This is a genomic window from Priestia sp. TRN 1309 (genome assembly GCF_050846875.1).
Taxonomy (GTDB): Bacteria; Bacillota; Bacilli; order Bacillales; family Bacillaceae_H; genus Priestia; species Priestia zanthoxyli.
The window spans coordinates 401,408-413,152 of the sequence record NZ_JBOZGM010000002.1 but is presented as its reverse complement, the minus strand read 5'-3'; the positions used below and the strand labels follow the sequence as shown (position 1 = coordinate 413,152).

At 35.1% G+C, this 11,745-nt stretch carries 12 protein-coding genes and 2 pseudogenes; all 14 read right to left on the bottom strand.

The annotated features are described in order from the left end of the window. Positions 1 to 94 precede the first annotated feature (94 nt). Positions 95 to 601 carry an ankyrin repeat domain-containing protein gene (locus tag ACRPLQ_RS09365; RefSeq protein WP_165635271.1) on the bottom strand — a complete coding sequence of 169 codons (507 nt, stop codon included), beginning with the start codon at positions 599 to 601 and terminating at the stop codon, positions 95 to 97. A 27-nt stretch (positions 602 to 628) separates the two neighbouring features. Continuing rightward, positions 629 to 1,062, bottom strand: a pseudogene (locus tag ACRPLQ_RS09360) (immunity protein YezG family protein). Between the two features lie 169 nt (positions 1,063 to 1,231). Next, positions 1,232 to 1,726 (bottom strand): DUF4274 domain-containing protein, encoded by a 495-nt coding sequence (locus ACRPLQ_RS09355; RefSeq protein WP_432235930.1) that lies wholly within the window; start codon positions 1,724 to 1,726, stop codon positions 1,232 to 1,234. Positions 1,727 to 1,931: 205 nt separating this feature from the next. Next, positions 1,932 to 2,418 (bottom strand): annotated as a pseudogene (locus ACRPLQ_RS09350) (antitoxin YezG family protein). A gap of 296 nt (positions 2,419 to 2,714) precedes the next feature. After that, positions 2,715 to 3,179: a hypothetical protein gene (locus ACRPLQ_RS09345; protein WP_028413070.1), complete on the bottom strand. Its 465-nt coding sequence runs from the start codon at positions 3,177 to 3,179 to the stop codon at positions 2,715 to 2,717. Positions 3,180 to 3,634: 455 nt separating this feature from the next. Further along, positions 3,635 to 4,150 (bottom strand): Imm6 family immunity protein, encoded by a 516-nt coding sequence (locus tag ACRPLQ_RS09340; RefSeq protein WP_028413069.1) that lies wholly within the window; start codon positions 4,148 to 4,150, stop codon positions 3,635 to 3,637. A 29-nt stretch (positions 4,151 to 4,179) separates the two neighbouring features. Beyond that, on the bottom strand, positions 4,180 to 4,593 hold the full coding sequence (locus ACRPLQ_RS09335; RefSeq protein ID WP_165635273.1) for a hypothetical protein: 414 nt from the start codon (positions 4,591 to 4,593) through the stop codon (positions 4,180 to 4,182). 272 nt (positions 4,594 to 4,865) lie between these two features. Then, complete coding sequence (locus tag ACRPLQ_RS09330) at positions 4,866 to 5,375, bottom strand: Imm6 family immunity protein (RefSeq protein ID WP_165635274.1); 510 nt, start codon at positions 5,373 to 5,375, stop codon at positions 4,866 to 4,868. 186 nt (positions 5,376 to 5,561) lie between these two features. After that, positions 5,562 to 6,260, bottom strand: coding sequence for an SMI1/KNR4 family protein (locus ACRPLQ_RS09325; protein ID WP_432235929.1), 699 nt, complete (start codon positions 6,258 to 6,260; stop codon positions 5,562 to 5,564). Positions 6,261 to 6,960: 700 nt separating this feature from the next. Beyond that, the gene (locus tag ACRPLQ_RS09320) at positions 6,961 to 7,674 is read right to left on the bottom strand and encodes a pentapeptide repeat-containing protein (protein WP_028413065.1); all 714 of its coding nucleotides are present in this window, start codon (positions 7,672 to 7,674) and stop codon (positions 6,961 to 6,963) included. 19 nt (positions 7,675 to 7,693) lie between these two features. Next, positions 7,694 to 8,473 (bottom strand): hypothetical protein, encoded by a 780-nt coding sequence (locus tag ACRPLQ_RS09315; protein WP_165635277.1) that lies wholly within the window; start codon positions 8,471 to 8,473, stop codon positions 7,694 to 7,696. Positions 8,474 to 8,515: 42 nt separating this feature from the next. Continuing rightward, on the bottom strand, positions 8,516 to 10,738 hold the full coding sequence (locus tag ACRPLQ_RS09310) for a ribonuclease YeeF family protein (protein ID WP_165635278.1): 2,223 nt from the start codon (positions 10,736 to 10,738) through the stop codon (positions 8,516 to 8,518). An 18-nt stretch (positions 10,739 to 10,756) separates the two neighbouring features. Then, a complete protein-coding gene (locus ACRPLQ_RS09305; RefSeq protein ID WP_013083474.1) occupies positions 10,757 to 11,014 on the bottom strand; it encodes a YwqI/YxiC family protein in 258 nt (85 codons plus the stop codon). Further along, positions 11,011 to 11,442, bottom strand: coding sequence for a YwqH-like family protein (locus ACRPLQ_RS09300; RefSeq protein WP_013057382.1), 432 nt, complete (start codon positions 11,440 to 11,442; stop codon positions 11,011 to 11,013). The genes ACRPLQ_RS09305 and ACRPLQ_RS09300 overlap by 4 nt, the downstream gene beginning before the upstream one ends. Positions 11,443 to 11,745: the final 303 nt, after the last annotated feature.

Below are 11,745 nucleotides of genomic sequence, written 5' to 3'. Positions count from 1 at the left end.
TTTCGAATTCTTTTCCTAATTTAACAACTTCTCTCCTCATTTTTTTGCTCTTAAGCAATTTGTACCACCTGCATGAGAGACAATCTAAACCCAATCAATTTTCAGTCATCCTTTGCTTTAAATATTCAGCAATCTCAGTCTGCCCAAACTCTCTTGCATATTCATAAGCATTCATATTTTTGATATTTTCTCCCGTGTATCTAAGCGACACATCTATTCCTTTTTGTACTAAATATTTAACTACTTCTTGATGCCCACCATAAATTGCTCCAAACAGTGGATTTCTCTTCGCTGAGCTCACATCTAGTTCTGCTCCAGATTCTATTAAATACTTTACTATCTCTAAATTACCGGACCCAGCTGCTAAATTTAACGCAGAAGCATCAAATGTCCCGCCTTTCGCATTAACGTCAATTCCTTTTTCAACTAAATATCGGACGATTTGAAGGTTCTCTTTTTTAACCGCTACATGTAACCACGTACCAAATACAGTCACGGTATTTAAAACCTCTATATCATCTCCTATTAGTTTTTTCACTGCGTTGATATCGCCAGTTTTAATGGCATTTCTTATCAATTTCTTACTATGGTTTCGGTCCACTATGCAAACTCCTTCATTATCATCTACTCAAATAGGATCATTCGGAAATTCACTATCGTACTTTGCAATTAATGCTCTATCTTTTTCTTCACTTGCTTCTTCACCTAGGTATTTACGTTTCCAAGTTATCATTTGGTCACTAAAACTATACTTTGTATCGAACCAATTCGTATAATCATAGTGTATGTTCAACTTCCTGTTACTATCTACAGACATTGTAAATGAATACCAAAGCTCTTGGTAATTATTTTCAAAACTGCTTCTTAATTGATTGCTCAATTCAAACAGTTTTCTTTTACATTTTTTAAATTCTTGTTGATCCACATGATACTCAAACGGGATTTTCAAGCTATACGTAAAACTTTGTATATTCTGAAGTGTATTATAAAAAAATAAGTACCTCCCCCAGTTTCTGATATTTGAGCATAAAAATAAAACTTTCCCCATTCTTCTGGTATCATTTTATTCACTGTTTCAGCTATTTTTTTATGTAATTGCTTCATTTCATTTTCTACTCTTTTCATGACTTCAGTTCGTTCAAATTCTATACCTACCATTCTTCCAGATTTAGCTGCTTGATATTTAGCTTCCTTTATGTATTTTAGACTTAGACCTAACTCTTTTCTCTTTTTATAATGCATCAATTAACCTAAGTTTAGTTACTAATTCATTATATTTTAAAATATCAACCGCATCTCCTGAAGATTTATTAATAAGGAGTTCAGGAATGTTTGAATTACTCTTCTTTAATTTATATTTTTGAATGTTTGTTAATTCAGGATTGAAAGAAATAGTCTGAGATGTAAACTCTAAGTTTATGAGTTTATTGTAAACTTCCCCTAAAAATTTTTTCCAATTTTCCAAGGAAGAATTTGAAACCTCACCAGGATCTTCTAACATACGATACCCGTCTGCATAATGAAACATCAGTAAACCTGTTCCAAAATCACAAGCTGCATTTTCTAGAATAACTGTTGGCACTTCAAATCCACTATTCCAGTTATAATTTGCAGCAGAGTAATGAAGCAATAGAAAGTTATTAGTATTCAATAAATAACTTATTATATAATCCTTATCTGTGCTATTAAGTAACTGTTGAAGAAAATGAATATCGTCCTTATCCATAAGTTCTTGCCTCCTTTTTAAAAAACTCAAATGCTATAAATTATTGATTATTGCTGTTAAAATTCTCTTCATATCTTTTCATTTTCATCATTTGTTCTTTATCTTTTTCATCCGCTAATTCTCTACTTAAATATTTGTACTCGAAAATCCCGCATCTTCACTTTGTGCTTACTGCTTCCTTTATTTGTATAGCCTTAATAATTATTTAAATAGGATTATTTGGATATTCTTTTAAATACTGATCTATTAAACTTTTAGTTTTTTCATCCGCCGGTGCTTCATCTAAATATTTATACTTCCAAATCTTTTTCTGTGCTACAAATCCGTAATCTGTATTCAACCAATCTGTATAATCAAATGATACAGAGAACTTCCCTGTTTGCTCTAACATTAGCGTAAAAGAATACCATAGTTCCTGGTTATTTTCTTTAAAGATTTCCCTGAGCTGTTCACTAAGATCAAAAAGCTTATCTTCTTCATTATTAAATTCTAGTTCCGATATGTTAAATTGTTTTGGTATATCTAGACTATACGTGTAGCTATTATCTCTAATTGATTTATAAAAAAAGTAAACTCGCCCCCCCGGATTCATCAATCTGTGCATAAAAATAAAATCTTTCCCATTCTTCTGGAATCATATTATTAACCGTTTCTGCTATTTCTTGATACAATTCCTGTAACTGGCTTTCCATTTGCATAGAATTTATCCTCCTGACTGGTTTTCAACTGTTGCTATCCCTAGTTCTTCATCTTCAATTTGGTATGTTATTCTAACTGTTTATCTTTAACTTTTTTATGTTTCTTCAAATCCATGTCAGACAACTAAAAAAAGACACTTGGTTACTTTTGTACAAAATCAAGTGCTTTAAGTCCATCTGTTTTTTAGTAGCATTAATGTTGTAACTTTCATAGTAAAAGTATGATACTTATATATATCCTAGCAACTATTAAGCTGACACATCTTATGAACTCTAGCTTTACAAAAGAATTAGCGTTCTTCTTTGCACAAATATAAGTATTGGCCAAACTCAGGAAACACATCCCAGTTTTTTTCAAGGGTATTGTTTGTTTCGCGCTCCTCTACTGAAACATTCTTTAAATCTCGCTTTTCCATTGCTATGTAACCATCTTCTCGGAAATTCAAAATCAAAATACCTACTTCTGTATCAGTTTCATCATCATATTCCCAATACATGGCTGTTCTTAAAAAAACCATACCTTCACTCATAACTTCGAAGTCATAATTTAAATATTTACGAATTAGTTCATCGTAAAACCCTACCGAAACCCATTCATTTGTAATATTTATAATATACTTGTGCTTCTCATCTTCCCTTAGTACGACCGTATAGGGTTTATGTTTTTGGTGGTATGTGTATGCAGTATGCTCATCAAGAATGTTCCAAGGCTTCTTTTTGATATCTGACCATTCGTCACAATAATACATTTCCATAGTCACTTGTACACCTTCCCATAATATTTCTACTAACAGTGCTTTTTTTTTTCACAAATTCTTTATACGTTTCTGGTAAATTCATTCTCCATTTACCTTCCTTTTCAGAAAGCACAGTATCGTCCGGCAAGGGATAAATGATTGACCATCCTTACATTCCATTTGTATACCTCTTTAACATTGTGATGAAGTGTAATATTAAAAGGCGATATATCCATTTGGCTTCTGATCATCGTCCTTCTCATAAAATTCAAATATTAACTTGATATTCCTTGATGATGCTACCTTCATGAACTTTAATAAAGCATCATTCAAGTATACAAAATGTAAATATCTCAAAAAAACAACCAAAAGCAGCTGTCATCTAAAAGTCTCATCTGCTTATCTTTGAAGTTAAAATCTGCTTTTAAAAGTATAGCTAAATAATTACACATTTTTAGAAGTTTCTTAGTTATCTATTTCTCAATAGACTCATCAATAAAAGTCTTTATTGAAATTAAATCTACCCTTTTATCAGCATTCTTTGGATAGTTTTCTTCAAGAAAGTGTAATAGCTTATCTGAGATACTATTATTCTCATATACCTTTTCAAAATTTGTTATGAAGCTTTCAACAGTCTGATAATCAACACTTTCAATAGTCTGGGGAAGATACTTTTCTTTTTCATATTGATACGCCTCCCAGATTGTATATGCCAGAGCATTTCCAATACATATCCATACTTTTTCATTATCTTTATCATCGGCCAGTTGCATATAAGTCATGATATCTGTTTCATCTATGTTTTCTAAATATACATACAGGCTATCTGCGTCAAAATCCTTTAATTTTAGCCATTCCCAAGCTTTTTCTAATGACTCAACCGCTACTTTAAATCCTTTAGATTCAGAAATCTTGTTGATAATTAAATTAGATAGCGACAATAGATATACGACTTTAGCATCCTTGCTCAAATTATTAAATCGATTCATTTGATTTGGTGATCCTCCTTCATACATGGTTACCTTTTGAGTAATTTTATATATTTCGTGTCTTTCCCTTCAAATAACCTTCCTTCTGATTTTCGATTAGCTATATCAAAAAACTCTTTGGCAAGTAAAAGGGATCCCAATTCATAATAAATAACGCCTGAAATAAACTCTTTTTCACCATCATCAAATCGTTTAAAGCCTGATGAGTATAGATGAGTTAGCCAATATTGGGCACTTTCATAGTCATTCATTATGATAAAGGTATCAATGATATCTTTTACCACCTCATAAGTATCACTATATAACCCTTTTGGAAGCGGAATCTCTTCCCACCCTTTGATTAATACATCAACAGATTGTTGATAATTTTTCTGTTCAAATAACTGATCACTTTTCACTCTATATTCTCCAACTCTTTGTTGGATATTTAATTCCATTTTCATTTACATTCTCCTTAATAAAATGGGATGACTTGTTAAGACTAAAGATACATTGCTATTTAATAGTTTTGCACTTATAAAATTTGACCAGATCTATTGATCCCTATCCTAAAACGTAAAAAATACCTTTTTCTTTCCTTTAACAATTACGTACTGTTAAAAATAATGCATTTAACTGCTTTTTGAGGTTTGCTGACTGTTAGTTCTCACTATTTGCTGTAGTGGTCTACACTTACTCATTCGTTCTCTTTATTCAATGGGTTCCATACACTGAGTTAAAATAATTTCATAAAATCTTCTCTTTTTATTGAGGTTTCATTGCTTGTACACTCATAATCATAAAAAACTAATTCCATTCTTTCAATTTCCTCTACTGTGATAAAACCGGTCTCAACTGCGCTATTCAAAAAGACAGTGCTACTATCTGCACCGATACCTTCCAGTGCTTGCGGTACATATTTTACTTTTTCGTTTTTATAAGCTTCCCAAGATGTATAAGCGGCGGCATCCACTAGTAGTGACCATAGCCTAGCCATATTCAAGTCTTCTTCTTCCTCAGCAAATTCTGAGATCCCTGTATAGTCTGCATTGTCAATAAGCTCATAGAGTTCATCTCCAGTTACAATATGAGATTCACCCCATAACCAACATTTGTCTAACGCTTCTCTACCTGCTGGATATCTTTCATCACCTTTACTCATTACAGAAAATACTCTTTCAGCAACAATTAAAACAACCCCAACTTTTCGTTCACTTTGTAAATTAAGAATGGATTTATTTTTCATAAAACCCTCCTTATGTTTATTTAATAATCTTTCCATTTTTTTAAACATACACGTAATTCATTTTTGAACTTTTTTATGATTGTACTGATTGTTACGCTCAAATAAAAGAACGCACCTGCTTCCTTTTATGGACAATCAAGTGCTATATGCTATATAAACTTACTTAGTCTATTTACACATTATTTTTTAATTATCTTGTAACCCTATTAAAATCCATTCATCTACAATATCCCAGAAATCAACACTATATTCAGGCTGGTCATTGGTGAACCACAGTGTTGCTCTATTATCCGTACAATTGTTCAAATCCACCGCAACGTATCCACCAATACCATTCTCAAAAAATCCATAAGTGGTATCAAGATTGATTTCTAATGGATGCTCTAAATCATCAAGAATCCCCCATTCATCTTCTTTAAAATAAGTTACTCTCTCTAACGGTACTAGACCCATTGCTCGACTTGGCATATAATAAAAGCCATTATGTAACTTTCCGTAAAATTTAACAATAGATTGCGGAACACTTGACCAAGCTTGTTCAATGTCTAAATCGTAAATTGATTTGTTTGGTATTCCCCCTTCATAATAAAGAATTTCGTCATTTTCACTCTTCACGCTATATAGAATGGCGTACTGTCCATTATCTATAATGAGTTCAACATCTACTAAATTCTCTTTTAAATATGAAATCGTGTGACTTAATTCTTTTTCACATACCCGATTCCATAAAGCAATTAGTTTATCTTTCCTCTCAGTCTTGTCAGTTTCTATAAATACTTCCACCCATTCTTTCGGGATGTTCTCTTTCTTAATATTTAGTAAGTCTTCATTAGATACAAACTCAATACTTTTTCTGTATTGTTGTAGAAAAGATAACTTATTCACTTAGAATCACTCCTATTTATCCTCTTAAATGCATTTATTAAACTATATTTATTTTCTTCTGTTAGACTATTGTAGAAACCTAGGTGATTTTCAGTATTCATCATTTTTTGGGTCTATTTAAGCTAGTCAGTATATTTAAAATCATGAGTTTTCGGCTTTTCACCTGTCATATTACTTCAATACATTTTGTTTTCGTATCGACCAATGGTCTTTAGTGATTTTTTGTGGAACTGGCTTCGTTTGAACAGGAACTTCCAAAATTAATTCTCCCTCTACTCGACCACCTTTTAAAGTGTTTAGGTTAAATTTACCAGAATAATATTTTTTAGTAAACTCACTTAAATAACTTAATGCGGTCTTTTCTTGTACTTCAGTCAGTTGAGTGAATTTCCTCGAGACAATTTCCCCACCTGGAATATAAGAATCAACAACATATTTCTTCCCATTGTTTTTTTCACAAAATTGGGTATTGATTTCTTTTTAGATACTGCTTTACCGTTCTCTTTAGCATACTTATAAAATTATCATATTCATTTCACCTTTCATACTGAAATACAAAAAGCACTCATCGTCTCTCTTAGACAATTAAGTGCTTTAAGTTTGCAAGTTTTATAGCGAGAGTGTGACACCCTTTACATGCTGTGACAAATCATACATTGAAACGTAGGTGCCAATTTTACATACAATTTAAAATCAACTTCTATATCATTTTCAACACTTGTTCTTTCACATTTTCGTCAAACTTAGCTCCTTCTACATTTGCTCCTGTCCAAACTACATTGTCGAGTTTAGCACCGGTAAAATCCGCTTCTGTGAAATCCCCATTTAAAAGGATTGCTCCGGTAAAATCTGCTTCTGTGAAATTAGCATTTCTAGCATCTACCGCTGATAAATTTACATTTTCCAAATGCGCTTTTTCAAATTTACTATTTGTCAGATTGGCACCGCTGAAATCCGTTCCCATACAGTCGGCCTGTTCCGCATCAATTCCTGACAAATTTGCATGGCGAAATGTAGCATGATTTAAAATTGTTCCAACTAATTCTCCATGTGAAAAATCAGCCTCATCAAAACGAGTTTCAAAGCAACTACTTATATTTATCTTTGCATATTTCATATTTGCTTTAGAAAAATCCGCTTCGCCAAACCTACAATCTGCCATGTTAATTTCCTCTAAATTACAACTTCTGAAATCAGCTAACTCAAAATCGCAGTCATGAAACGCTGCTCTCATTAGGGAAGAGGCTCTCAACACAACACGTTTTGCCATAATACGCCTTGCCATTACTTCTGACAGGTCTGAAAAACTAAGGTCTAAATCACTCATATCTACCTGATCTATAACCTCATCATTATATTGAGATCTATTTACTATTTCCATAACCCTTATTCGCTCATTACTTTTCTCATCCATGATTACAAATTCCTTTCCTTTAATTTTCTAGATACTTCTTCCAAGCAACATTGGGCGAATACGTGACAACCATTCGACTTTCATGAAAACTTGGCACAGCTATTACTTGAGCTGGTTCTAAGTATTTCATTACATGTAACCACCGATCTAGCAATGTATCCCTATCAGCTTCTAATGGATTTTGTAAAAGATCCATACAAACCCCGCCCCATTCTAATTCTGATACGACAGCGGGAGTATTTAGTAGGAATTCCTTATCAAACATTTCTAAAATATGACCACTAAAATATGTTCTAGCTCCTACCCCCAAGGGACCGTTAGGAAGAAACCTGACCGGTATAGGTAGTGAAGACATATTCATCCACATATGTAAGCGTTCATATTCAGTATTCCATGGATAAGATGCTTTCCAAAAAATTTGGGACACTCCATAACGCGGCTTTACAATTTCTGCGATTTGATCAGATAACTCAAAAAAAACAGACCATAATTTTTTAGGTATTGATTTATGGAACTCAAATTCCAAATATGAACTATGACTCCAGTTAACTTTAAAACTCCCTTTATAGTGCACCGCTTTATCACGATACAGGTGAACTTCAGATACTCTACGCTCTGAAATCACTTTTTCTAGAATTTCCCGACGATTATATTCTACCTTTACTGTTTCAGAGTTACCCCAATGGGTAGGAGCAAATTTTTCATTTGACTCAAACACATCCAAAAGACGACCTAGTATCTCTTCCTGATTAATAGATACTGTAGGATACATTGCAATCGTAAAATAATTAGGTTTCATTTAAATCCCCCTTAGTACTAAAAAGTAAAGTTACATACTTATTTATATTTTTATCCATATACCTCCACCAGGGATATCTGGATGATATTCCCATTTATGTGTTACTCTACCACTACTTGGATCAGTATAGAAAATGTCACTCTCTTTCGCTAAAGGGCCACTTGGTCTTGGCTTAGGAGGAATTCCATTTAAATCAGGTTTATCACTTGATATTGTCACAACATGACGACCATTTTTCCCTTGTGCCAGTTCTCTTTCAGCTCGCATTTGACTATCATTATGAATAACATGTTCTTTGTCACTTATTTTGTGTTTGTGATCATGAACCAAGTCAATTTCACCCTTACTATTACGCCCTATACTGTCTGGACGTGTAAGATGCCCTTCACTGGATGTATAGGTAACAACCTCACCGACGTTATTGTTCTCTAGCTTACGATCAAGATGTTCTCCTAAAGCTTTTCTTCCTTTTATTTCTTCTTCTCTACCACGCTCTGTGATCTTTTTTAGATTCTCATTCCTAACATCCCATTTTTCACGATCTAAAGGTTTTTTCGTTTCTTCACAATAACGATCATATCTAATATCATCTGCTACATCATACTCTCCTCGAGCTTCAGCTTCATCTATTTTCTTTCGATAATATATTTCTCGTTCTGGAGTTAGTTTAATTTTGTTTGGGTTTGTATTACTACCTTTACCCGTACCCTTAGTACCTTTTTGAATTTGACGTTCACTCACACGCTCTACTTTTACAGGCTTTTCAATCATCTGCATCGTCTGCTGCTTCACATTCTGCAAGGTCTCTCTCACCGTCTGCTGGGCAAGTGCTGGACCTACCGGCACAAGATCTGGCATGAGTCTTGGCATACTGCTGTCTAGGATGTTGTTATACGTTTTATGTAGCGACTGTGTCCAAGAGGCCGGTGCATTTTTGACGCTTTGGTAGGCTTGCTTTGTGACGTTGGCAACGGCGCTTGTGCGAAGCGTGTTGCGCATGTTGTTGAGCTTTTCGGTTCCTTTGGTCGCAAGGCTTTGTCCCATTTTCCCCGCTACCTTCGTAGAAAGCGCTCCAGCTCCAGCAATTCCTAATGCTTGCAGAAGACTTGCTTTACGCTGCTCTTCACTGATTTTATTCCCGAACATGTCGCGTCCGGTCATGTATTCTCCTAGCCCGTTTGCGGCCACAAGACCGTAGAGGCCTTTTTCCGTTTGCTCTAGGACTTTGAAGGATTTGGCAGATTTGTAGGCGTCTAGGGCGTGATCCGCTGCGCTTAGGCCTTTAGCTGTTTTGTAGATGGCTTTTCCGCCTTTTGCGGCTCGTCCTACCCAGCCGACAACCGGAATGAAGCCGGCTGCTGCCATGGCTCCCGCTGCGACGCGCTGTGAGGTGGAAAGTTTTTCACCCGTAACAGGGTCCACGCCTTCTGCTGCTCGTTTATAATCATAATATCCGCTGACCTCTCCTGTAAAGGTAGAAACCGCGTCCCACGTTTTTTCATACCACGGCTTGTTTGCTTCTTCTTCTTGCTTTTTTTCCAGCTCGTATACTTCTTCTTGCTGCTTGTTGTAGTCAACGTATGAAGTGGCATAGTCGTTTAGCTTTGTTTGAACTTTATACAGCTCGCTGTCGTGATAGGCTTTTTCGTCAAAGGCAAGCTGATAGACACTTCCTCCTTGACTCGTAGCAAGCTCTAAGCCGCTTACTAGCGTATCCACTACCGCATAGAAGTCGTCCATTTCGCTGTATTCTTTTGACCATTCAGCGTCTAACTGGTTCACTGCCTCAATTGTATCGGTGCGTTTTTTCTCTGCTTCTTCTATTTTATCGTTAAACTCACTCGTTGAAAACGCTGAAATAGAGACGATATCGTCAATACCGTTTAAAATACTCTGCAGATCGTCGTGCTGCTGCGCAACCATTTCTTTAGCATTGCTATTGGCGTTTTTTAGCTCTGTTTCTAAAAATGATTCAGTTACAATCGTGCTTCCTGATAGCTTTGCTTTTTCAGCTTTAACGTGAAGCGTTGAAAAATAGCTTTGCTGCATTTTAATTAAGTTTTCCCACTGTCCGGCCGTATCGGCGTGCTGCTTATAAAAAGATTTTATATTGTCAGCGCCTTTTCCTTCTAAGCTGCCATCTAAGTCCGCTACGCCCTGCAGCGCTTTTTTCAGTTCACCCAGCTGGCTTAGTAACTCATCGTAGGCTTTTTCCCTGTCTTTTGCTACATCAAACAGCGCTTTTGCATCGTATACCTTTCCCACAGTCATCCCCCTTTGCTGCTACGAATGGATAATAGATTCGTCTTGTTCTTTTAGTAAGTCTACATTAGATTTTGTATCTTTTACGTTTTTGTTTAGTGCTTTTATATAAGTAGAAATAAGCGTTTGAATTTCTTCTTCGCGCGCTTCCCATTTCTCTGTAGTATCAAGGCTGTTTTTTCCAAGGTCAGGCATTTTGCTAATGGATAAATTTCCAATCGCTGTGCTGACTGCTTCAAGCTTTTTGATAACGTCAGCGTGATCAAGCTTAATTGTCATGAAAACAGCCCCCTTCTAATTTCACTAATCTTGTTTTCTACTGCGTCATAGGCTTCTTCACCTTTAGCTAATAAAGAATCCGCTTCTCCAATAACGGCGTTCAAGCCACTCAAAGCTCCTTTTTCAGCTTCTAGCGCCCATATCTTTGTTTCAATTTCACGAATGTATCCATCGTAATCACCGTCTAAAATGCCTTTTATGTTGTCGTAGGCTGCCGTACGTTTTTCGTCAAAATCATCCGATAACGTACCCGTCCATTTGTCTCCCAGCTCAGGCTTTTTGATGTGTTCAATTTCTTTTAATGAAACAGCTTGTTCATGCTCAATTTTACTTTTAGCCGTTCTTAGCTTAGAGATTTTCCCTTCTACATCTGAGACTCTTCCAGATACTTCACCCAGCAGTCCGTCTAATACGCTTCCTAACCCCATATCGTTCCTCCTGTTCCGCACATTTCGAGTTTAATCCAATAATTATAAGTATAAAATTTGTCTCATTATAGCTAAATAGGAAAAAACTCTCTTTTTTATGCTTCTAGTTTCATGAATTGAGATAAAAATGGAAAATCAGAGAAAAAAGACTCATGTCTAAATACGTCATCCAACCATATACCGTTATCTAAAACAAAGAATAAGTAGAATAAAACCATTTCTTTGTACCCATACCCGTTTTTTCCCACAAATTAAAGCTTTTTGCGTAAAAAGACCAGCTTTACTTCGTTTTTTTACACAGCA

What these genes read in the sequence shown, in the direction of transcription:
- ACRPLQ_RS09355 (WP_432235930.1), bottom strand. Translation starts at nt 1,726, where the DNA reads ATGGATAAGGACGATATTCATTTTCTTCAACAGTTACTTAATAGCACA.
- ACRPLQ_RS09300 (WP_013057382.1), bottom strand. Translation starts at nt 11,442, where the DNA reads ATGGGGTTAGGAAGCGTATTAGACGGACTGCTGGGTGAAGTATCTGGA.
- ACRPLQ_RS09335 (WP_165635273.1), bottom strand. Translation starts at nt 4,593, where the DNA reads ATGAAAATGGAATTAAATATCCAACAAAGAGTTGGAGAATATAGAGTG.
- ACRPLQ_RS09305 (WP_013083474.1), bottom strand. Translation starts at nt 11,014, where the DNA reads ATGACAATTAAGCTTGATCACGCTGACGTTATCAAAAAGCTTGAAGCA.
- ACRPLQ_RS09315 (WP_165635277.1), bottom strand. Translation starts at nt 8,473, where the DNA reads ATGAAACCTAATTATTTTACGATTGCAATGTATCCTACAGTATCTATT.
- ACRPLQ_RS09340 (WP_028413069.1), bottom strand. Translation starts at nt 4,150, where the DNA reads ATGAATCGATTTAATAATTTGAGCAAGGATGCTAAAGTCGTATATCTA.
- ACRPLQ_RS09330 (WP_165635274.1), bottom strand. Translation starts at nt 5,375, where the DNA reads ATGAAAAATAAATCCATTCTTAATTTACAAAGTGAACGAAAAGTTGGG.
- ACRPLQ_RS09320 (WP_028413065.1), bottom strand. Translation starts at nt 7,674, where the DNA reads ATGGATGAGAAAAGTAATGAGCGAATAAGGGTTATGGAAATAGTAAAT.
- ACRPLQ_RS09345 (WP_028413070.1), bottom strand. Translation starts at nt 3,179, where the DNA reads ATGGAAATGTATTATTGTGACGAATGGTCAGATATCAAAAAGAAGCCT.